Annotated in this window: 19 protein-coding genes; 13 read left to right on the plus strand and 6 right to left on the minus strand. The window is 56.9% G+C overall.

Translation table 11 applies throughout. From position 1 onward, the window contains the following. Window positions 1–597: 597 nt before the first annotated feature. The 8 genes from NKH97_RS16815 to NKH97_RS16850 all read left to right on the plus strand — a co-directional run bounded on the left by NKH97_RS16815 (window position 598) and on the right by NKH97_RS16850 (window position 7,034). Window positions 598–1,089, plus strand: coding sequence for a hypothetical protein (locus NKH97_RS16815; RefSeq protein ID WP_502895246.1), 492 nt, complete (start codon window positions 598–600; stop codon window positions 1,087–1,089). Further along, a complete protein-coding gene (locus NKH97_RS16820; RefSeq protein WP_352798007.1) occupies window positions 1,086–2,609 on the plus strand; it encodes an FAD-dependent oxidoreductase in 1,524 nt (507 codons plus the stop codon). The genes NKH97_RS16815 and NKH97_RS16820 overlap by 4 nt, the downstream gene beginning before the upstream one ends. Continuing rightward, entirely contained in the window at window positions 2,606–3,892 is a 1,287-nt protein-coding gene (locus NKH97_RS16825; protein ID WP_352798010.1) for an SDR family oxidoreductase, read from the plus strand. The genes NKH97_RS16820 and NKH97_RS16825 overlap by 4 nt, the downstream gene beginning before the upstream one ends. Beyond that, entirely contained in the window at window positions 3,892–4,374 is a 483-nt protein-coding gene (locus NKH97_RS16830; RefSeq protein WP_352760927.1) for a DUF2269 family protein, read from the plus strand. The genes NKH97_RS16825 and NKH97_RS16830 overlap by 1 nt, the downstream gene beginning before the upstream one ends. Window positions 4,375–4,646: 272 nt before the next feature. Continuing rightward, the gene (locus NKH97_RS16835; RefSeq protein WP_352760929.1) at window positions 4,647–4,799 is read left to right on the plus strand and encodes a hypothetical protein; all 153 of its coding nucleotides are present in this window, start codon (window positions 4,647–4,649) and stop codon (window positions 4,797–4,799) included. 684 nt (window positions 4,800–5,483) lie between these two features. After that, window positions 5,484–5,771: a hypothetical protein gene (locus tag NKH97_RS16840; protein ID WP_352753853.1), complete on the plus strand. Its 288-nt coding sequence runs from the start codon at window positions 5,484–5,486 to the stop codon at window positions 5,769–5,771. Between the two features lie 716 nt (window positions 5,772–6,487). Then, window positions 6,488–6,787 carry a hypothetical protein gene (locus tag NKH97_RS16845; RefSeq protein WP_352760932.1) on the plus strand — a complete coding sequence of 100 codons (300 nt, stop codon included), beginning with the start codon at window positions 6,488–6,490 and terminating at the stop codon, window positions 6,785–6,787. Window positions 6,788–6,860: 73 nt separating this feature from the next. Beyond that, entirely contained in the window at window positions 6,861–7,034 is a 174-nt protein-coding gene (locus NKH97_RS16850) for a hypothetical protein (RefSeq protein WP_352760934.1), read from the plus strand. Window positions 7,035–8,555: 1,521 nt separating this feature from the next. On the opposite strand, the gene NKH97_RS16855 is transcribed toward NKH97_RS16850, so the two are convergent. After that, on the minus strand, window positions 8,556–8,771 hold the full coding sequence (locus NKH97_RS16855) for a hypothetical protein (protein ID WP_352760936.1): 216 nt from the start codon (window positions 8,769–8,771) through the stop codon (window positions 8,556–8,558). Window positions 8,772–9,178: 407 nt separating this feature from the next. Here NKH97_RS16855 and NKH97_RS16860 point away from each other — a divergent pair, with 407 nt between their 5' ends. Continuing rightward, window positions 9,179–9,445 carry a terminase small subunit gene (locus tag NKH97_RS16860; RefSeq protein ID WP_352760938.1) on the plus strand — a complete coding sequence of 89 codons (267 nt, stop codon included), beginning with the start codon at window positions 9,179–9,181 and terminating at the stop codon, window positions 9,443–9,445. A gap of 569 nt (window positions 9,446–10,014) precedes the next feature. Then, window positions 10,015–10,170 (plus strand): KTSC domain-containing protein, encoded by a 156-nt coding sequence (locus NKH97_RS16865; RefSeq protein WP_352760993.1) that lies wholly within the window; start codon window positions 10,015–10,017, stop codon window positions 10,168–10,170. Here NKH97_RS16865 and NKH97_RS16870 read toward each other — a convergent pair. Both NKH97_RS16870 and NKH97_RS16875 read right to left on the minus strand, forming a co-directional pair. Then, window positions 10,146–10,349 carry a hypothetical protein gene (locus tag NKH97_RS16870; protein ID WP_352760939.1) on the minus strand — a complete coding sequence of 68 codons (204 nt, stop codon included), beginning with the start codon at window positions 10,347–10,349 and terminating at the stop codon, window positions 10,146–10,148. The two genes, NKH97_RS16865 and NKH97_RS16870, sit on opposite strands and share 25 nt — an antisense overlap. Then, window positions 10,346–10,534, minus strand: a complete 189-nt coding sequence (locus NKH97_RS16875) for a DUF3606 domain-containing protein (protein WP_352760941.1) — start codon at window positions 10,532–10,534, stop codon at window positions 10,346–10,348. The genes NKH97_RS16870 and NKH97_RS16875 overlap by 4 nt, the downstream gene beginning before the upstream one ends. A gap of 18 nt (window positions 10,535–10,552) precedes the next feature. Here NKH97_RS16875 and NKH97_RS16880 point away from each other — a divergent pair, with 18 nt between their 5' ends. Together NKH97_RS16880 and NKH97_RS16885 are read left to right on the plus strand one after the other, a co-directional pair. Then, window positions 10,553–10,900, plus strand: coding sequence for an ATP-dependent DNA ligase (locus NKH97_RS16880; protein ID WP_352798018.1), 348 nt, complete (start codon window positions 10,553–10,555; stop codon window positions 10,898–10,900). A gap of 147 nt (window positions 10,901–11,047) precedes the next feature. Beyond that, window positions 11,048–11,530, plus strand: coding sequence for a DNA ligase-like domain-containing protein (locus tag NKH97_RS16885; protein WP_352760947.1), 483 nt, complete (start codon window positions 11,048–11,050; stop codon window positions 11,528–11,530). A gap of 310 nt (window positions 11,531–11,840) precedes the next feature. Here NKH97_RS16885 and NKH97_RS16890 read toward each other — a convergent pair whose 3' ends face one another. Both NKH97_RS16890 and NKH97_RS16895 read right to left on the minus strand, forming a co-directional pair. Continuing rightward, window positions 11,841–13,049: a pilus assembly protein TadG-related protein gene (locus tag NKH97_RS16890; protein ID WP_352760949.1), complete on the minus strand. Its 1,209-nt coding sequence runs from the start codon at window positions 13,047–13,049 to the stop codon at window positions 11,841–11,843. Between the two features lie 1,200 nt (window positions 13,050–14,249). Beyond that, window positions 14,250–16,247, minus strand: coding sequence for a hypothetical protein (locus NKH97_RS16895; protein WP_352760952.1), 1,998 nt, complete (start codon window positions 16,245–16,247; stop codon window positions 14,250–14,252). Between the two features lie 527 nt (window positions 16,248–16,774). On the opposite strand from NKH97_RS16895, the gene NKH97_RS16900 reads away from it, so the two are divergent. Then, entirely contained in the window at window positions 16,775–18,934 is a 2,160-nt protein-coding gene (locus NKH97_RS16900) for a CapA family protein (protein WP_352760953.1), read from the plus strand. Between the two features lie 192 nt (window positions 18,935–19,126). Here NKH97_RS16900 and NKH97_RS16905 read toward each other — a convergent pair whose 3' ends face one another. Then, window positions 19,127–20,524 carry a UDP-N-acetylmuramoyl-tripeptide--D-alanyl-D-alanine ligase gene (locus tag NKH97_RS16905; protein WP_352798023.1) on the minus strand — a complete coding sequence of 466 codons (1,398 nt, stop codon included), beginning with the start codon at window positions 20,522–20,524 and terminating at the stop codon, window positions 19,127–19,129. Window positions 20,525–20,661 lie beyond the last annotated feature (137 nt).

Below are 20,661 nucleotides of genomic sequence, written 5' to 3' on the forward strand. Positions count from 1 at the left end.
GCGGAGAGGGCGGGTCAAGCTGTTCTTGCAGATGGCAATTGAGGACAATCATTTCTTTGAACGCCTTCACAGGGTCGCCCTTATGCTGAGCAACGAACTTGTCAGGGATTGCCTGCAAAGCAGCTTCCTGGCGGCTGTGAGCGTCACAACGTGGTCCATGAGATCGCTCCAAAAGATTGTGCGCACAGTGAACAAAAACGGAACATAATTGTCAAGGTCGAATTGGCTGGGCGTGGATGGAGTGCCTATCTGGGCTACAGTTGGGGCGAGGAATATTGGCCCTAGCAATGCTTCGGCATCGTAGCCCCCGTCGGCGAGCAGCATTGAGCCTAACCCCTTTGCCAAGTCCGCTGCGGAGGCGATGTCGCTCGCCTGGCCTGAGCGGCCTGCCTTGGGCGCCGACAAGAGCGTGGATTTGGTTGTCAGTCCGGCTCGGAAACGTGTTGACGATCATTTCGTTGACCATCAGCCTTGAGGCCCTGCTCGTCGCCTCGATGACGTGCAGCAACCTTGCGATGCGATCGAGATACACCTCAAGGAACAATCAACCCGCAACCCCGTTGGGCAGGATCGCGTCAGGAGAATGCTGTGCGACATATGATGTTGGGAGCTCTGGCCGGCCTTGCGGCGACGATGGCGATGACCAGCGCCATGAGGCGGTTCCATGGGGTGCTGAACGACACGAGTCGCTACCCATTGCCGCCCCGTGAAATTGTTGAGCGCCTGAACATCGGGGGCGATGAAAGGCAGGCGCGAACGAATACTCTGTTGGCCCACTTCGGCTTCGGCGCGATGAGCGGTGCAGCGTTCGCGCTTTTGCCACGCCGTCGCGGCAGCGGCACACTCTATGGCCTCGGTGTGTGGGCGGCCAGTTATCTGGGTTGGATTCCTGCAGCGCGAATTCTTGCCCCCGCATGGCGCCATCCTGCAGAGAGGAATCTGCTGATGATCGCCGTGCACATGGTGTGGGGTATCGTGCTCGCGAAATCGCTCAGCGAACTGGAAGCCGCGGAATCGGAGGCGTTCGGCAGGCCTGTGGACGCCAAACAGTCAGTCTTGGAAAGGCGAGAGAGAGGGCCTGACCGATGAAGTCGATCCCGTTTTGGCTAGATCGAGAGCCGGAGGTTTCATTTCGTGCCTTGCAGGGCGATCACAACTTCGAAGTCGCGATCGTCGGCGCGGGTATCGTGGGACTGCAGACTGCCTGTCTGCTGCGGGGCTCGGGTCTGAGGGTAGCGCTCCTCGAGGCACGTCAGATCGGCCAGCAGGCCACCGGCCGCTCCACCGCCAAGGTCACATCCCAGCATGGGCTCAAATTCGCTTCCCTCATTCGCAATTTCGGCCGCGAAGGCGCGAAGCTTTACGCGGACGCGAATGAAAAGGCCAAGGAGGAGATCGCTGCACAGTGCTTGCTTATGGTGGATAAGGCCAAGCTGGAAGCCAAACCTGCCTTCATCTATGCTGAAGACGAACAACAGGCGGACACGTTACGCCGTGAGGCCGACGCCGCCGCATCGCTTGGATTGCCCGCCGAATTCCTGTCCGACCCGGAGCTGCCCGTTACGGCGACCGCGGCGCTCCGCTTTTCCGGCCAGTACCAGTTCGATCCGTATCTTTATCTTTGCAGGCTGGCCCGTCTGGTGAGCGAGAGCACCATCTCCGTTTTCGAAAACAGCCGCGTTCTTGAGATTGCAGGCGAGGGGCCTTATCAGTTGACTCTGGCTGGCGGCATTGTGACCGCCGGTAAGGTCGTCGTCGCCACGCAGATGCCCATCATCGGAGACGGACTCTTCTTTGCCAAGGCTTTTCCATTCGCGCATCCGGTCGCGGCAGCGCCACTGCCGGAACAAGCAAGAGTGGACGGCATGTTCATCAGTGCCGGCCGGCCGTCTCATTCCTTTCGCACGACGAACCGTGACGGCAAGCGCTTTCTGGTGGCCGCCGGCGGCGAATTCAAGACCGGAGACCGCGAGGGTGCGGATCGCGCCGTCGCCGACATGCTGGCCTTCCTCAAGGCAACGTTCTCTATCAACCAACCGTCGCACCTTTGGATAAACGAAGATTTCCGATCAATGGACGGAATGGCCTTTGTCGGCTTGGCGAGTTCTTCCAAACCAGACCTTCTTGTTGCTACCGGTTTCGACGCATGGGGCATCACACAAGGTGCCGTTGCAGGAGAGATCCTCGCGTCGCAGCTTCTCGGCAAATGCCATCCTGCGGCGGAGATCTTCGACGCGACTCGTATCAAGCCGCTCGCCGGCGGCCCGACGTTCATATCCGAGAACGTCAAGACGGCTACTCATTTGGTGGCCGAACGGCTCCTGGGTTCAAGAACTATGGAAATCAGCAAGATCCGCCCAGGAGAAGGGGGGGTGATCGAGCACGACGGAGAGCAACTGGCTATCAGGAAGGCGCACGACGGTACGGTAACCGTCCGCTCCGCGATTTGCACCCATCTCGGCTGCGTTGTTGGATGGAATCCGGTCGACCGGACGTGGGACTGCTCATGCCATGGATCCCGCTTCGATAAAGCTGGTGAGGTTCTTTCCGGCCCCGCGACGAGACCGCTCGAGCCGCGAGCATCGCCGAATGCCGGGCACGCGAAATGAGAGTTCTCGTCACCGGCGCGTCGGGTCTGATCGGGGCCGCGCTTTGCGCGCGGCTGGCGGCCGGGGGACATGACGTCGTTCGTGTGCTCCATCGCCCCAGTGTTGCCCCGTTCACCGGGCCTCCTCCCATCTTGCTCGACATGGCAAATGCGCTGCGGGCGCAGGACTGGATCCCTCATCTTGCCGGTGCCGATGCCGTTGTGAATTGCGCCGGCGTTCTGCAGGACAGCGTTAGTGAGAATACCCAGCATGTCCATACAGGCGGCGCCTCGGCACTCTTTGCCGCGTGTGAACAGGCAAATGTGAAAAAGGTCATCCACTTCTCGGCTATCGGCGTCGTTCGCCAGCAGCCGTCCGCTTTCTCCGCCAGCAAGCTTGCTGGCGATGAGGCATTGATGGCGCGCGATCTCAACTGGGTGATCCTGCGCCCCTCGGTTGTGCTGGGGAGGCCGGCGTTCGGCGCAAGCGCGCTTTTTCGTGGTCTCGCTGCTTTGCCACTGTTGCCTGTGATGCCCGACACGGGTCGTCTTCAGGTCGTACAGCTCGACGACGTGATCTCCACCGTTCTCTTCTTTCTTAGGCCCGACAGCCCATCGCGCCTCGCTCTGGAGCTGGCTGGGCCTGAAGCCCTTTCCATGAACAAGGTCGTTGCCTGCTACCGCCACTGGTTCGGATGGAACAGCGCCCGGGAATTCATCCTGCCCAATTGGGCCGCAGCAATCCTATACCGGGTTGGGGATGCAGCGGCTCAGCTCGGCTGGCGTCCGCCGATGCGCAGCAATGCCGCAAAGGAGATCGAGCGGGGCGCGGTCGGTGATCCCCAGCCGTGGATAGCGGAGACCGGCATTCAACCGTCAAGTCTTGCAACCGCACTCAGCCTTAACCCTGCCACGGTGCAGGAACGATGGTTCGCTGGTCTCTACGTTGTTAAGCCTGCCATCTTCGTTGTGCTACCCTTCTTCTGGATCATGACCGGCGTTATTTCCCTCACCACCGGCTGGCGCAGCGGAGTTGAGTTGCTCATCGACACCGCGGTCGGCGCGCTGGCCGGGCCGGCTGTCGTCGCCGGCGCGCTGGCCGACATGATCGTCGGTGCGCTGATCGCCTGGCGCCCGACCGGCCGGCTTGGTCTCTTCGGCGCAATCGCGCTGTCGCTTTTCTATGCGATCGCTGGGAGCATTCTGCGACCGGAGCTCTGGAACGAGCCGCTCGGCCCGCTGATGAAAATCCTGCCGATCCTGGTTCTGCATTTTGTCGCTCTGGCGGTGCTGGAGGAACGCTGATGATCTATTTCGTGCTCAAATACCTGCATGTCATCGGTGCGGCTGTGCTGTTGGGAACTGGCGCCGGCATCGCCTTCTTCATGCTTCTGGCACACCGAACCGGAAATGCCGCGACCATCGCGGCTGTCGCCCGCGTCGTCGTCCTCGCCGACTTTCTGTTCACGGCTACGGCCGTTATTGCGCAACCTGTGACCGGAATCGCTCTCGCCCAGTACGCGGGCTATTCGCTTGCTGAAGGATGGATCGTTCTTTCGATCATGCTCTACATTGCGACCGGCCTGTTCTGGCTGCCTGTGGTGTGGATGCAGATCAAGATGCGCAATCTCGCCATATTGGCCGCGGCGTCCAACCAACCCCCGCCTGAGCGTTACAATCAGTTGTTCAGGCTCTGGTTCGCCTTCGGCTTTCCAGCCTTTGCGGCTGTGCTCGCCATCTTCTGGCTGATGATTGCGCGCCCGCCGATCGAGTGGCTGGCCTTTTAGCCGTCGTGGCTCGCTAAACGCCGCCCTGCGGCGTCTGTTCCCGTGACTAGGAAAAACCAAACCGAGCCATCACGATCGAGGCATTACCTTGCGCCTCCGCGGCGCCAGTGCCCTTCGCCCCGGCTGGCGAGGACAGCAACCACCAAGAATGCGAGGGCCGCTGGTTCCTTCTGGGCGAAGGAGATACCCAAGGCGGCGATTCCAATGCCGAACCGGCGTTTCGCGACGCGTTCCAGTCCAGGCGCTGTCTGATTATGGCCGACGGCTTCTGAATGGAATATCTCGCCCGGCCGATGGCAAGGAAGACCATTGGCAACATCTACCTGCCGGCCATGCGCCGTTCCATCTGCCAGCCTGTGGCCCCCAAATCAAATCTCGACATCACCAGTTGCACTATTGTCATCGACCCAGCGGAGAGCCGATGAGAACCTGCCCGATCGGCGAGCGGTCATTCTCGATCAGGCTAACGATGATGCTTGGGTGGCCCGGCGACGCCGAAGGAAGGACATCCTCAGCCATAATATGAAGGGTCAATTGCAGTTCAATCGTGTCGACCGGGAGGTCAACGCGACGGTTGTCAACAAGCTTTCCATCGACCCAGGCCTTGGTCGGGCCGACCAATCCGACGAACCGCTAAGGTTTGCGGAAGGCATGACGCCGGCGCCTGACGAGCAGGCGCGGATCCAAACCAATTCTGTGAACATGCCGATTGCGGCAAGGGTGCGCCGCGCTTCGCTAATTCAGACGGTACATTGGTGTACTTGTCGGCGATCGATCAGATGTCGAAAATCCAACCCGATCTCATCGATCGGGCGTGTTATTCCAGTGCTCCGTCGCGGTTTGTGAGACGCTATGTATGGGCTTCGAGGACTAGAATTGTAGGTGATGCCGAAGCGAACCTCGTTGTATCAAGCGTCGGCAATAATATGTACCGATGTCTAATGAAGCTGTGCTCGCTCCACACGTTATTGCAAGCCGTTCAAATTTGAACTTCCGCACTAATGCTTTGTCGAGGGCATCCCATGTAGTCACTTAAGCCTTCTGCGCGGTGAGGTTCCACCGTTCTTGAATGGCCGTCGGCGACGATAACGACGAATTAGGAGAACGCAATGACTCGCAGTCACGTTGAACGTCTTGATGAGTTTAGGGAAATTCTGGTCGCGACTCGACGCGAAGGAATTCGTAATGTGCACCATACTCGCGACGCGATGCGGGCAAGTGGCTTTCAAATTGGGGATAGCGACGGCTCCAGCTACGGAGCCGAGCTGAAGGCGCTCCAAGAGCAAATTGAGGCAGTCGACCGCGCCGTCGAAGACGAGAAGCGGCTGACCTTGGCCGTCGAGAGCGCGGCTCAATCCCGGCGAATGACCAAACCCAGAATCGTGAAGAGAACATAAAATTAGATACGGTCCTTGGCGCTCCTCATGTCAATCGACCTGCGGCAGCCGATCTGAATAGCGCCAGCCGGCCGCGCGCACCGCTCGGCGCGTGTCGCACACGGACGAACGCGGTTGATCGTCTTCCGCGCTCGTCGGTGAAGGCGGACACGGCATCGTCGACATGGAGGTGTTGCCGATGTCGTCCCCAGTCGTCCGTCCGCTGGCGATCTCCCTCAGTTCAGCACGATCGGAAGTCGACCGCGACGAAGTCGACCGCCATTGGCGGCCGTGCGTCGGTCGGCCCGACCACGGTCACCAGAGTGCCACCGGCTCGATTAGGCCCTGGGATTGCGTAGGCGCCGGCCTCTCGTGGAGTTGCGCGAAGAGACCACCTTGCAAATGTGCTTTCTTCAATGGGAGAGCCTCATATCGCTGTTCCCAGCTGAGTTGGCGTGCTCGCATCACAGTAAGCCAGTCACGCGCATCCCGGCGCTAAGCAAAGGCTGGCAAGAATCTTTCCGGGCGATGCTCGCACAAACGCAGACCGTGATGTTCCCGAGGTGGTTTATGGCTAACTCTGAAGAGGCAATCGACCTCGAGTACAATACCGAAGCATGACTACGAGCCCGTCGCCATTGCGCGCGATGGGCTGCGGGTATGCGATTGCGCATTTTCTTGGAACCGTCGTTTCGCAGCGAAGTTCGGTGCCGAAGGGAACCGATATGGAGTTGATCATGAAACAGGTTCTTTTCGCTTCAGCCATTATGGCACTGTCAACTGGCCTCGCGTTTGCGCAATCGACCGACACGACGACAGGCGGATCGTCGACCTCGGCAACCAAGACCATGCCGAGCACTACGACCGATCAGGGGACGGATTCGACCACCACGAGTGGAACGAGCTCGAACTCCGCCAAGGACTGCGCTCCGGGTAAACAAACTGGCAGCGCCAAACAGGCAGCGCCAGGTCAACAGGATACCGGTGCTAACTCGGCTGCTCCTGGCCAGATGAAAAAGATCACGGAAGGCTGCTGACTTGCCGGGACGGCAGGCTTTTTCCTTCCGTGATCGAAAGCGCATTCCGGGAGTTGGTTCAAAGGAGGAGCCAATGAAAAAGGATGGCGATGGACGTGTGGACAAAGACACTCAGCAACTGCTTGCCCGACGTTTGTCTGAAGAAGTCGGCATTTCAGAGCCGGACGCGCGCGATCTGATCAAGCTTATCGGAACAGACTGGAATTCGCTGCTTCGTGAAGCCCGATTTTTGAAGGAGCGCCATTAGAGTCCGCCGCCTATTGGGGCGCGGCGGCTGACGACCTCTATCCGACATTGGTCGGCACGGTCACTCAACTCAATGCTTCGGCTGCTTGATCGTGTCGGCTGCTGCCCGATAATCCCTACACAATGCGCCTGTGAAATTGCCGTGCTGCTTGCCGGTAATTGGCGTGCGAATCTCTGGCAAAAGCCATCGTCGAGACGGTCGAGCGGCTGACGAAGTAGGCCCGCCGCTGAGGGACACTGAAACAGCGACGGGCCTTTTGCTTCGAGACCTGGCCCGGAAGCCAAGCTGCAAACCAAACTTCGATTTCACGAACAGGTTCCAGCCTTACAAAAAAATTAGCGCCTGCGGAGACTCGCAGGTAGGCCCGCCAACTGAGGATCTGAAGACCGTCCTTCTAGTTGCGATGTTGCAGCCGGGTCTACCCCGCAGCGGGCAATCAATGAGTAACGGAGGCTTTGAACCGGGTTGCCGCCCACGAGACTGACCTGCCGTAGGCTCTCGTATCCACTGCTTCATTCTCACTGCAACTGCCGCAACAAATGCTGCTGTCGCCGCATCGCACGCCCTCACGGCCCGTTAGATGCCAAGATGACGGCAGCGCTCTTCAACGTCAATCGTACTTCTCGGCAAGGTCTGCGGCGTTATACGGGTTGTCGAAGATCCCACCGTTATTAGGCTCTTCCTTGCTGCTCCAAGAGGCGCGGTGTCATCGACTGTGCCGTTGTGAAAGCGAAGGAACACCTAAGCTGCGAGGTCCTCGGCCGCAAGACTGTTTAGTTCAAAGCCGCGCTCGATCGGAACTTGTTCAAATACGCGTTGGCAAAGGCGAGGTCGCTCGGATAAAGGAGGCCACGATCAACTCAGAGACCCGCTCCACACCCTTTCGCTGGTCGATAAGTCGTCGAGGCCCTATCGAGGCGATGCTCGAGATCGATTGCCTCATCGGTTTGGCTGAGGATAAAGCGGCGAGTTCGATCATAGCGATCGATGCTCGGCAATTGGATCGCAAAACCTAACGGGTTCTTGGCTTGTTCCCATTGTGGTATTCCCCTACGTGTTGCTCACGGCACATTCATGCTCGGAGATGCGCCGGGAGCCCCGCCCAGTCAGGCGGGTTCTTTGTTAAAATCGCCCGGCAGCCCCGGAAAACGTTTTCCAGCTGGTGCGGAGTGTTGCCACCCCCACTACTGCTGCTCGGGCATTTCAGTATTTTCCTGAGGGTCTTTGTTCACGCCTGGGCTGGGTGACGTGTCCGCTGGCGCATTACCGCCCTGGTTTTGCTCAGGAGCACGCTTGAACGGTGCCGTCTGCCAAGAGCCGTTCGATAAAGGCGTAAGTACAAAGAATGCCATCAGGCCGAGAAAAATAAGGGGATAACCGCCACGCCCCACGCCATGAGTCTTCGCGTGCCGCGTTGTTCTTGCCTGCGAGATAGGTTGTCCGCCATTGCTCCGGCCTTTCGTGAAGTGGCGCTGGTGAGCAACGCGCCTTCCCGAACTCGGTTCCGCCCGTCGTCCGACATCAGGCTTCACCTTGGAGGTGGCTTCCCGTCGCACTGACGGTCGACGGTTTCTTCTGCTCCGGGGGTGGCGTCTCCGCTCGAATCACCGGTTCCAGGTCGTTGGGAAAGTTGGGTGCGTTAACTGGGAGTTTCGGCAGCGAAACTTTTTCGTCCGGTGATAGCGAAGGAAGTATCTCTGCCACCTCGGCCAGGATGTCGTTTACGATCCCGTTCATCTGCGTGCCTGCTGCGAAAATACTCCTCCCGAACTTCGCTATTGCATCAAAGTTCCGGCCCCGGTGCAGCATCTGCGAATTGAGTAATTTTGAAGCTTAGCAATCTAAAAGCGTTGCCGGCGCGTTGGGGGAACAGGCTTCGGGTTGAGCCTTTGCCATTGACCGGCTGCGAAATTCCTCGCGAATTCCTCGGTCTCGAAAAGCTGCTGCGTGATCGCGCCATCCTAGACGATCTGAACCGCCCACTGCCCGTGTAATTGCTCAATCGAAACACTGTTCTTTGGTTGGTGGTCCACCGCCGCACTCCTCCACAGGTGCAACAGTAAAAAACAACCTTAGCGGGCCGCCGCTAGCAATGTTCGAAACATACCAAATTTCCGCACCCGCTCAGACCGGGGAGACCATCCATGCCCGCAAACGAGTTGACCCCGAAGCAAGCGCGCTTCGTTGACGAATTGATGATCGACCTGAACGCCACGCAGGCGGCCCGGGCCGGTTACAGTGAATTGACCGCAGATGTGCAGGATCCGCGTCTGTTAGGGAATGTTGGTTGCCGCCGCCCTCGCAGCCAGGCAAGCAGCGTCATCGCACTGCTGCGCCGACTCGGGAGCATCGATGCCATTGAAGCGAATGCGCTGACCATGAATCTCGATCGTGTCGCCGTCAAAGATTGAAGCGACACCGGTGATCACCTCCGGCTTGGCGCGATCCAGTTAGAAACATGGAGGTCAGGGGCGCCTTCGCTGTGCTGCACTGCGAACTGAGCTACCAAGGCGGCTGCCGCAGCCACCGTCACGAAGACAAGCCGCTTAGGAACGCTTGCAGCAAGCGCGCACGTGCCCGCTGCGCACCACGCCGCGTGCGCTACCGATCAGACATGTTGTCGTATCGATACTTGTCCACGCCCTTCGCCCACGGACAAGATGGATCGAGTCGGCTCGCGGTTCGCGGCAGCGGCGCCCCGGCGGGCCTCATCCAGGGAACAAAAAGCCCCAGCGCTGGGTCGCGGCACCGGGGCTTATGGCATGTACGAGCTACCTAGCATGTCCGCATATGAGACTGCGCTAATCGTAAATGAATGGTGAACCGAACACTCCGCCGGAGGGGAAAGGCGGCCCTTAATAGGCTGCTTTCCGTGGCGCTTGCCGCGGCAAGAGCGCGGAAATGCAACCAAGGCCTCCGCCATTCGTTGGGCGCCATGCCGTCGACCTCGATACGCAAGTTCGACTATGACCCGAACAACATGGTTCTCTCAGTCTGGTTTGTAGCCAGCGGGAAGCACTACGAATTCTTGGACGTACCGGTTGAGACCTTCACCGCGTTCAAAGCTGCCTTTGCCAAGGGCCGATATTTCAACGACCACGTCCGCAATCGCTACCCATTCCGGCTCGTGACATAGAGCTCCAGTTCCAACGGCTCGTGTTGGGGCTGATCGTGCCAAGCGACCTGGCGGAAGTCACGCATGTCGAGCCGCTGGCCGCATACCGGGCAAATCATAAAATTCTCCCGTTCGTCGGCAGGCTCGCCGCCGTGCTGCTCGCCAAGGATCGGCGGGCCAAGGTCCGACAGCTTGGTCATCTACTGCCCAGCGCTTTTGCTTCTCGTTCCAGCGTCTCCCGGTCGTTGCCGTGTTTTTTTATAAGTTCACGCACCTCGGGGATCGTAAGCTGAAACTTGCTGGCGAGATAACCGACCTCATATTCTTCGTCGCCTGATACCCGGTCGCGGTCGCGGAAATCACGCTTGCTCTTGTCGTCTCCCATTGGTGTTCCTCCTGGAGGTTGTCGATCCGCAACGCGCACCTGGCCGCATTGTTCATCCTTCTTGGATCTATTTTAGCTAAAGCTGATTTAATCATGGGTGTGGGTCTATTCATGCGCTTGAAGTTCATCAAGCCGATGGAGCCGGAGCTTGTCGATCACCCGCCGGAGGGTGGCGACTGGATTCACGAAATAAAGTTCGACGGCTACCGCACGCAGCTCATCAAGGACGAAGACGGCATCCGCTTGCTGACCAGGAGAGGGTATAACTGGACTGCACGTTACAAGGTACTTGCCGACCAAGCTGCGGCGATCGAGGCCGACGATTTCATCATCGAAGGCGAGGCCATTGTGGTTGATGAGGCTTGACTCTCCGATTTCCATGCGCTGCAGTCGGCAGTCAGCAGCCGCGAGACCTATCAGAACTATTATCTCGTCGCCTTCGATTTGCTGCACCTAAACGGACACGACCTGCGCAGCATCCCGCTCTAGGACCGGCGCGAGATCCTGCAGGGAATGATCGAGGCCGGCGGCCGCATCCAATTCAGCGAGGCGATGCCCGGCACGGGTGACGTCGTTTACTACGTCGCGGACCAGACTGGACAGGAAGGCATCGTCTCGAAGCGCCGGGACAGTCTCTATCGCAGCGGCCCGACGATGAACTGGCGCAAAATCAAGTGCTACGATGAAAAGGAGATGGAGATCATCGGGGTCCAGCGTGATCCGGGGCAGGCGGCAAGAGTTCTCATGGCCGACAAGGGCCGCTATGTCGGCACCGCCAACGTCAATTTCAGATTCGACAAACGCAAGCGCCTCTGGGACCGCGTGCAGGGAAAGGTCGGCGGCCCAGCGCCGAAGGGCTTGAAGAAAGACAAGGCCGAATGGATCAAGCCAGGCTTGGTCGGCCGGGTCAGAATCGTGTGCCTGACGTTGTGCCGAGATCGGCATCTAGGAGAAACGGCATGGTGGCGCCACGCGCGGGTGTGGAAGGGCTTTTGAGGGTCGGTTCCGTATCATGCGGGGTGAAGATAGTTGGTGCCACAAAGTGGTCAACCTCCGCCGAGAGGAGCAGCTAGCGTAGGCTGGAGCAGCCCGAGGAAAAAGGATGTCGCGCGATCGAAGCTGATTTCGGGACTTTGACCCGCCGTAAGCCTTGCGGCTTCGTGCAGGTTGGGAAACTGACTGGAGGACAAATTCAACGATCGTTGCCAGTTCAACGGGCCATCCTGCGACGAAGCCTGCTCTTCCATGAATGTTTAGGGCGCCCCAAGGTTGATGCGTGGTTCGCCTATAGAGCATTCGCGCCGCATTATGGCAGGAGCACAATCGACGAATTTCCGAGACCTTCCGGCGGTTTACTCGTAAATCCGTCCGAGAGAAGGTCTGAGTTGCCACTGTAAGATACTTGCCACGCAACTACAAACCCAAATATGGCGTCCAATTTCCGATCAACTGTTCCAGTTAATGTGAGATTGTGATTCGGCAAGTAAATTGTGCCTTTGATCGAATAGTTTTTGTTTACTGCTAACGATACTATCGGCAGCTCGCCGGGCGCTGCCGTTCGCGATCCAAAGATAGCAATACCAGAATAAATGCCGCTTGTCGGGGGGGTAATCTCCAACCTGCCGTTTCCTCCTGCCTGAATGATGCTGGTTCTCGAACTGACGTAGATAATTATCTCATGTCCAACCAGGCGGCAATTGTTACTAAATCCTACAACAGCGTTGTTAAAATAGTGCGTTCCCGGCGCAAGCGATATTTTGCCGCTAAAGATTATGCTGCCGCAGAATACGCGACCCGCAGGTATCTCAACATCTGAGAGCATCTGATTTTCATAGTCGCAATGGCTTGGCAGGACTGGCTCTGGGGTACTCACGAGTGGATCATCAAGGGGGGGCTGGTTAGTCTTAGGATTCGCAGTATATCCGCCCCCCTCGTAATTGCCGACCACAGAAATCTTAGTAGCGGCAATTTTTCCACTGCCGATGTGCCTCAGCGCTCTCGGATCAGACGAATTGACCTGGATTCCGCAGTTTGGCATAGACAAATTCCCCAACCCGGCTACCGTCATTGCGCCGTATGAGTAAGGATCGAGAGCATATATGCAATAATCTGGGGCTGCCTTGCGAGCGTTTGCCTTGACTTTAATTTCGATCGTACGAAGGCCAACAAGGCTCATAAACTGAGTCGGTATTTCGGCCGCGATTTCAACAGCTACCTCTCGGGATACAGGCGTGGACGATGCAATACTGACGTCGACCGTAAGATGAGCCGCAAAGGAGCCATTGCTCAGCACGAAAGATTTGGCCGTTTGAACAGTTTTCTCCTCTCCTTCCTCGCTTCCCATAGCTGCTAGAGCTGCTGAATCAGCTACCTCCTGCAGTCGCGACCTCCAGTTGGATGCGGCGGTAAAGTCTACGGCCATGCCCAATGCCAAGCTCAGCGGAACTGCCACTAAGGCTGTCGCCACCGCAAAAGTTCCCCGTGTATCGAGTAGCCGGTGCTTCATCCGTCGCATTCAAGGTGCCCCTCTCACGAAAGGCAACTTAGCTCAAAGCGTTTACGTATTCCTAAATTAGGAAATGCTTGTACTCTTCCACTTGTTCTCCTTGAGATCGCCTCCGGTTACGTTGGGAGTTGACGCGATAGAATCTCTAATTGAAATTGAAATGTCAGGATCACAAAACTCGCTATTTCAGCCCGAATACGTTCCCAGCTTGGCTAGACTGGAGCAGGTCGCTTGCGGAATGTCCGACGCCCGGCAGAATGACGAGGCGCCAGTTGAAGAGCCACCCATTAGCGGCCGCAACGGCTCGCGCCATGTCGAATGTGTATTGGCCTCGTTCGAGCCGTGTTGCTCCTTGGCGCATGGCGGCTGCGCTCTCGTTTAGCTCGGCATCCCCTGTGTCATCCTCTCCAAGATAAATCGTCAACGGCAAAGCCAGGTAAGCCTTTAATTCCGCCGTGGCCTGATCCGGGGTGTAGACACAGCCCGTGGAGAGACATCCCAGGCCATATGCAGTCGGCTCTCCTAGCGACGGCAAGACGTAAGTGGATGGGTTTGCAACTACGAATCTTTTCGCATCGGGCAAGGCGAATGCCGCGACCCGAGACATGAATTGCCCCCCCGCGGAATGCCCAAAAAGATAATATTTCGCATTTGGAAGCCCCTCACGCGATCTTGCCCAGTTTACTAATCCCTTCACATACCAGACGGTCCAACTATCCCGAGGCTGAATTACACCGCTATTGACAATGCCCCCCCGCTGGTAGCTCCAACTCGGGAACCTTTCTAGATCAAAGAGAGGCGCTAAGACGATCAGGCAATTTCGATCCGCGATGGGTCGTGCGTAGTCTCTGTAGGACGAAGCCGTTCGACTCAGCCCGTGGAAGACGAACAGAATTGAGGGATTGCTGCAATTTTTTGGATGGTATGTGTATACGGTCAGCTTCGTGCCATTGACGTTCGCAGTCGTTGTCCCGTTGCCTACCTTCCAGGCCAGCGCCCAGTCGGAATAAACCAGACAGCAGCCGACTACCGCCGCGGCCAACAGATGGATTGCATAACGCACGTGCCACTCCCGATGACGATCTTCGCTTCATCTGAACCCTGATGATGCAAAATGGATGCGAGCTGCTTTTAGGTAAAGAGTTGTTCCACTTCCTACGAACTCGTACAGCGTTCTAGTTGGCACCCAGGAGGGGTGTCCGCGCACCTCTAGCGACTTTTGAAAAGCCGGCTCTTAATGCGGCGAGCGCGACTGATGATTGTGTGCTCATAAAGCCCGCGAGGAATCCTAAGGTTTGAAGGCAAAGGCCAATCCAAGCCAAGTAGATCAATCATAGTTTGCGCGTTCGTTGCCATCTTCGACATACCCGTTCCGCCTTCGCCGAAACGCACTACGCTATTTTGAGCAATCTGTACGATCTGACCGTTGTTGGAGGCGTTGACGGCACGGGTGCAGGGCCAGGCGCAAACCACGTCTTCAAATTGCAATCCCATGTCAGGCGTGATCGTTCTTAGGAGACTCGCTAACGCGCTGAGGCCGTAACTTCGGCTATAGACAGGCAGTCCAATTACACCACCGCAAGTCACCTTCATCAATACATGAGTGGTGGTTCTGCCGATTTCGACGAAATGGGTTTGTTTCATTCCCGTGAACGGAATGTTGTCAGCTTTAACAGGATCGGTAATCCGGAAAAGAACCTGTGCGGAGAAGCCTGCGGCAATGGTCTGGTATGGAATGGGCAAGCCAATCTTCATCCGGTCCAAGGTTCTGTTGGCCAGACCTGGGTTATCGCCATAGTGAAATGTCGCCGTCGGCCCTAGTGAAAGAGCCAAATGGTCGACGGGCAGACACTTTTGCTCGCCGGTCACAAGCGATTCAACGACGACGGCAACGGCTTTGGTCGTATCACCTACGTTCTCCAGGTAGATGTGGCGTATGGCGCGCCTGTGCAGGTATTCCGCATCGTGACGCACGAGGATGCCGCGGCAAATGGCATCGAAGCCATGCCGGATGCAGGCATTCTCCGGGAACAGATCCGCCGCAACAATTTTCTTGAGAATGCTTGCGCCATACAGACGCGTGAGGTCTTCAGCCGAAAGTGCTTGTGGGCGGAGCCCAACTTCTGTTTCAAGTGCGGCATTGTCTTTCAGCGAATGCCTGAAATGAGATTGTGTGAAGTAAAGGAAGATAGCCCTTCGAACCTCATTTGGAAGTCGAAACGAACAGCCGAGGCACTGTTCGAGATAGCTCAGTATGTCGCTTGATGCCTTGGAGGCGAGACGGCTCTTCACGTGGTCGTTTTGGAGACCAAGCATCGCCTTTATCGTTTGCAAGCGTCCGTGGAACTCATTGCTGAGATAGATCGGAATATCGCGAGCGGCGACCGCGCGGGGCCATAGATCAACTTTTTTATAGTCAACTGAGAGGGCTACTGCCGGATCGGCCTCGCCCAGGAGAGCCCGCTTCACAGCCGAGAAAAGAATCCCGAGACCTGTGTTGTCCTGTTCGGCGTTAAGTGCATTAGCGTGGTTGATGTGCTCGTAACTCGCGGAACCGCTCTCGTTGGACTGCTCTGCCCCGTCGAGGGCGAATTTCACCTCATACCGCTTTGCTCCATCCGCGGTAGCCATCGACGTGATTATGGCGGCGATCTTCGCTGCAGGTCCTCCGGCAAACATGACTACGGGCCTCTGCCGGCCAAGCGTGCGATTGTGCCGGTGCTCTACGATGGCCTGCTGATGATTGACGGGTGCATCCTGGATAGATTTGAGGGTGACCTTGTTGTCGCCCCGCGTTCGCACATTGCTCGTCCGGTAGTACTCCCCATATGGACACTCTGATTCAAGATCGGGGCACTGGGAAATTAACCTGCGGTAGAAATCAATGATTTCACTACGTCGATTGATCCAAACGCCCTTTCCCGACTGGTACGGGCCGTCGAGCAGGTAGTCGACAAATGCCGCACCAGAGGCTGTTTCCCGCGTCATGGCGTTGCGCAGGTCATCGATCGTATTGATCAGGCGGGCTGGCACGAAATTACGGAACCCAGCTTGCCTCGTGTAGCTGAACTCCGCCCCCCTGTGTCTGGCTAGTTTATCTGCGTCCTCTAAAATAAAGTCACCGGTGCGATCGTTGACAAGCGACTGAATGCGAGATGCCTCGGCCCCTTTACTCGTCCGACCGCGTTGAACTCTGACCAAGGACATGATACGCGCCCCACCCATGTTTCACACCTAGGCTCCCCAGCCCGAGGGTTATTTCAAATTTCAATAAAGTACTACAGTCTTGTGTCTGCGTGCGGTTCTGTTGATTATTAGCTAATCATAATATAACAGTCGAGTGCTCGCAAGCGGGAAAGCGAGAGCCGGGCTCTAGGCCTCATACGTGCCTCCGGGAAGTGATCGTACCGCCCGAGGTGTTTTGCGCGGCAAGCCCAGGCTTCATCAATCTCTACCCATTGTGCCGCTATCGACACGTTATGGATTGACGTACTTGAGTTGCCAACACCGCGAAACAACAACAAGGCGCGAGCGGTTTCACCTACCTGGGAATTCGATCTTCGTCCTTAACCAAGTGGCTGAGGCCGTTGATATAAGATGTCGGACTTCTCAGGTCCTTGACTCGGTTAGAGTGGCCGAGTTGGATTTAACCGGTGGATCAAATGGTAAAGATACCTCTTCTGGGTCCAATCAATGTTTACGACGGAATGCCCCAGTTTCGGACGGCGCAGTCCATGAAGGCCGCGTTCAAATCACTTGGGTACACATCAACGCAAGTTGGCGATTTGTTACGAGTGAAAAAAAGCGGCCGGTGTTGTTATCTGTTCGAGAGTGAAACGAGTTTTATGTCTCGCTTGGGGAGCCGCATCTTAAAAGACAAGGTACTCACTTCACAGATCCTAAGAGAACAAGGCCTAGAGGTCGCCCAGCAGCACTTCTTTGTTTTCGATCAGTTAGAGACTGCGCGCCCCTTGGTGGCACGGATGGGTAGCGTTGTAGTCAAGCCTGCGGACGGAAGAAAGGGCAGGGGGGTCACCGTGGATGTGACGCCCGAGACATTGGACAAAGCCTGGGGTTTGGCTAGTTTAGAGTCTTCAAAGGGCATTCTCATCGAAGCATTTTTTAGCAATGCAGTCGAAGCGCGTTATCTGGTCATAGATGGACATTGCGTTGCGGTCATCGAGAAGGTTATTGCCCACGTTCTCGGCGATGGACAGCGAACCATTGCCGCCCTCATCGATGAAAAAAATGCCCGGCGGGCTCGCAATCCCCATCTGTCGTACTATCCAATCCAGGTCGACACCGCACGCGAAAACTTCTTGTCCGGGCAGGGAATGACGGTTGATGATGTTCCATCAAACGGCCGGATCGTTCCTCTTGCTGCCAAATCCGGTTGGCTGCTTGGAGGGGAAACGAGAAACATCACCGACAGCGTACACCCGGAGATGCGACGTATCGCCGAAAGAGCGACGCAGATCGCGCCCGGCTTGGATGTGATCGGCCTCGATGTCATGGCTTATGATCACACCACAGCGCCGCACACAGGTAGTTACATTATCATCGAAGCCAACAATCGACCGGGGCTCGGGCTCTATATGTACCCAGCACACGGCACGCCAATTGATGCATGCCGACTTATTGCTGAAACTTGCGACAGGCAGCTATTTCCGGGGCTACACCAGCCAAATGATGTGCGAGCCATCGGTAGGCCAGAACCTATTCGGATGCCAGCCCGAGCCAAAGCGCCTGCTCCGGTGATTTCGGCTGGTCCGGACTTGCCTTTTCACAGGCTAGACGTCTCCCAAGCCGCAATGCCGACAATTGTCTTTGGTGGAGACACAAGTCTTGGTGACGAGAACCTGGGCGATCGATGGGCCGAGGTACGCAACCGCATAACTGCAGCGCCCGACAGCTTCTTTGACGCCCTGCAGCCGCTGATCTCCGATCGTGCAGCGTTGATCCTTAACCTCGAGACGGTCCTCGCAGTTTCGCCACCGGACATCTTCGGAGGAATGAAGAAATATCTGTCTTGGGAAGAACCTCAGCGCACGCTAAGCGTCCTTCGGCGCCTAGGGGTAGACGCCGTGACGCTTGGTAACAATCGTGCGATGGACTTTGGACAAGGGCCGGCGATAGCGATGAGAGAGGCATTATCCTCCAGCGGGATTCTTTCGATCGGCATGGGTTCTGATCTTGCCGGAGCAACAACGCCACTTTTGATCGATCTGGGTGTTGTACAAATACTAGTGTTTTCGGCTTTTGAGTACCGCGCAGACTACGATCAGAATTTCAAATTTTATGCTGGACCAACCACGCCGGGGGTGGCTGGGTTTGGGAAGGGTTTCTTGCATCTCTTGCCCGAGCTAGTGCGACGCTACCGGGTCGCATTTCCTGATGCAATGATTGTGTTTCAGCCGCATTGGGGCGGTGCCAAGAATTATCGCTGGGCGACGCGGGAGATGTTCGCAGTAGCGAAAGAAGCGATGCATGCCGGGGTGGATTTGGTCATCGGGCATGGAGCCCATTCTCTCCAGCAGGTGGAGTTTTGCAATGAGGGAACGTTGGTTTGCTCGTTGGGTAACTTCGTTTACAATGCTCCGGGCCGATATGCGGAGGAGAGTGGGTTCCCATACAGTCTCATTGCGCAGTTGCATCTAGGTCCGGGGCAAGCGGAATTGCGACTGTATCCGGTGGCTTGCGACAATCGTGTCACAAATTTCCGCACGCGCCCTGTAAATGCAGGTCAAGCAGCATTAGTCTTAGCCGAACTAAGGAAACGCGCGACAGTGCCGGGCTCTTTCGATAAGCAAATTAGACTTAGGAAAGATGATTTGGGTTGGTGGTATCTACGAAATCAAGCTCCCATCTCACCACGCTTCGGTTTGCGGTCGTAGCCGCGATTTGGTCATCTCCCGACTTTCGATCCTTGCAAAAGATTTTAAATTCGTGGCTCAACGTGAGCAGATGAGTTGGGCAGCGACACCAAGTGTCCTCCGGCGGTCTGCTTTGCGTATATCCCATGCGTTACGCAATCATCAGGCAAAGGCTGAAATGCTACTACTCATCATCTTGCTCTAAGTCGAATATCATTGATGGGATCTGAATTGCCGGCCCAAGGAAACTATAATTTCATTCAAACCCACAGCATTTGAACCCTTCACAAGAAGGATATCGTTTGCCCGCAAAATAGTGGCAAGTCCGGCCAAGACGTTGTCCGCGGTCGCGAAGTGTGGGCCCAAGAGGTATTCCGGTAGCGTACGGCGGAGATATCTCATCTGCTCTCCGACCGTCATCACCATATCGAGGTCAGCCGCGAGGATTGGCTCCGCTAAACTGGCGTGAAATTTGGCCGACATCGGCCCGAGTTCCAGCATGTCCCCTAGGAGAGCAAGCTTTCGGCCGCCCGCGGGACGGCGCTGCTCAGCAAATGCCGCCAACACGGCGGCTACAGACGTAGGATTTGCATTGTAGGCTTCATTGACGATTTGGACCTCACCCGATGCGAGGGCAATACGTATGACTTCCCCCCGTCCGTGGACAGCTTCCGTCACAGCCAGGGCATTGGTCGCAACATGCAAATCAAGACCAAGAGAATCGGCCGCAGCCAGGGCACAAAGGCTGTTCAACGCCATATGACGTCCAGGATTGCGGATTTTGTAGCGGCGATATTTGCCTTTCAGGACCGCGCTGACCATGTTGTCTCCAGGCGAATAGGTCTCGAGCCGGTAATCGGCTTCGGAATGTTCGCCAAACGACACGACTCTTGCCCCAAACGACAGGGCGCGTTCGCGAAGGTAGTTGAAATACTCTGAATCTCGAGGGACAATCGCTGTTCCGCCCTCAGCAACATCATACACGCGAGCTTTCAACTCGGCGATGGCCCTGCGCGATCCATACTCTTCGAGGTGGGCGTCACCGATAGAGGTAATAAGAGCGACGTGCGGCTTGAGCGCAAACAGGTCTTGGAGGCGTCGAAAAAATCCAATGGATACCTCGGTTGTATGAATACCACTGCGTGGAAGGTTAGCGATGAGACCGAGCACGCCGGAGACGGTATTGAAGTTCCCTCCGGGAAACTGTGGGTGACCGGTGGCGGTGAGAATGGCGTTGATCATAGCCGTCGTGCTGGTTTTCCCGACGCTGCCGCTCGTTGCGATGAGGCGGCCGCTGTAGGCTGCTCGCGCATGCTCGGCTAGGCGCCGCATGGCGATGCGGACCGAGGCGACCCGTAGCAACGGAAATTCTTCGTTGTCGGATTGGAACTCTTCGTCCACGAAGAGTGCGAGCCCCCGTTGTGCGTCTCGCTCGATCTTTAACTTGTCCACGCCGTATCGGTACGTGCTAACATGTGGGATCACAAGCGCACCCGGGCAGACCAAGGCGTCCCAAAACGCTATACGTTCCGTCGTCCAGGCTTCCGGCAGGTCGCCCTCCCACGTGCCTCCGGTAATCTGCGCCAGCTCAGCCTTCGCCCAAGGATTCATTTCCGCTCCTGTTCGCCGAATGATCGCAGTGGCACTCATCTCGACTTCGAATAGTCGTCTCACGCTCGTCTTCGCATCACGGACTGGCGGGAATCTCCTTTCCTAAAACGGCTCGCTCAGCCAAGTCTCCTCCATGT

The sequence above is a fragment of the Mesorhizobium sp. M0870 genome (assembly GCF_040319775.1).
Classification (GTDB): Bacteria; Pseudomonadota; Alphaproteobacteria; order Rhizobiales; family Rhizobiaceae; genus Mesorhizobium.

Bases quoted from the DNA above. Each gene is read 5' to 3' on its own strand.
- NKH97_RS16855 (WP_352760936.1), bottom strand. From the start codon at position 8,771: ATGAACGGGATCGTAAACGACATCCTGGCCGAGGTGGCAGAGATACTT.
- NKH97_RS16885 (WP_352760947.1), top strand. From the start codon at position 11,048: ATGATCGAGGCCGGCGGCCGCATCCAATTCAGCGAGGCGATGCCCGGC.
- NKH97_RS16900 (WP_352760953.1), top strand. From the start codon at position 16,775: ATGAAGGCCGCGTTCAAATCACTTGGGTACACATCAACGCAAGTTGGC.
- NKH97_RS16890 (WP_352760949.1), bottom strand. From the start codon at position 13,049: ATGCGACGGATGAAGCACCGGCTACTCGATACACGGGGAACTTTTGCG.
- NKH97_RS16875 (WP_352760941.1), bottom strand. From the start codon at position 10,534: ATGGGAGACGACAAGAGCAAGCGTGATTTCCGCGACCGCGACCGGGTA.
- NKH97_RS16850 (WP_352760934.1), top strand. From the start codon at position 6,861: ATGAAAAAGGATGGCGATGGACGTGTGGACAAAGACACTCAGCAACTG.
- NKH97_RS16825 (WP_352798010.1), top strand. From the start codon at position 2,606: ATGAGAGTTCTCGTCACCGGCGCGTCGGGTCTGATCGGGGCCGCGCTT.
- NKH97_RS16895 (WP_352760952.1), bottom strand. From the start codon at position 16,247: ATGTCCTTGGTCAGAGTTCAACGCGGTCGGACGAGTAAAGGGGCCGAG.
- NKH97_RS16820 (WP_352798007.1), top strand. From the start codon at position 1,086: ATGAAGTCGATCCCGTTTTGGCTAGATCGAGAGCCGGAGGTTTCATTT.
- NKH97_RS16865 (WP_352760993.1), top strand. From the start codon at position 10,015: ATGGTTCTCTCAGTCTGGTTTGTAGCCAGCGGGAAGCACTACGAATTC.
- NKH97_RS16815 (WP_502895246.1), top strand. From the start codon at position 598: ATGATGTTGGGAGCTCTGGCCGGCCTTGCGGCGACGATGGCGATGACC.
- NKH97_RS16845 (WP_352760932.1), top strand. From the start codon at position 6,488: ATGAAACAGGTTCTTTTCGCTTCAGCCATTATGGCACTGTCAACTGGC.
- NKH97_RS16870 (WP_352760939.1), bottom strand. From the start codon at position 10,349: ATGACCAAGCTGTCGGACCTTGGCCCGCCGATCCTTGGCGAGCAGCAC.
- NKH97_RS16840 (WP_352753853.1), top strand. From the start codon at position 5,484: ATGACTCGCAGTCACGTTGAACGTCTTGATGAGTTTAGGGAAATTCTG.
- NKH97_RS16860 (WP_352760938.1), top strand. From the start codon at position 9,179: ATGCCCGCAAACGAGTTGACCCCGAAGCAAGCGCGCTTCGTTGACGAA.
- NKH97_RS16835 (WP_352760929.1), top strand. From the start codon at position 4,647: ATGGAATATCTCGCCCGGCCGATGGCAAGGAAGACCATTGGCAACATC.
- NKH97_RS16905 (WP_352798023.1), bottom strand. From the start codon at position 20,524: ATGAATCCTTGGGCGAAGGCTGAGCTGGCGCAGATTACCGGAGGCACG.
- NKH97_RS16830 (WP_352760927.1), top strand. From the start codon at position 3,892: ATGATCTATTTCGTGCTCAAATACCTGCATGTCATCGGTGCGGCTGTG.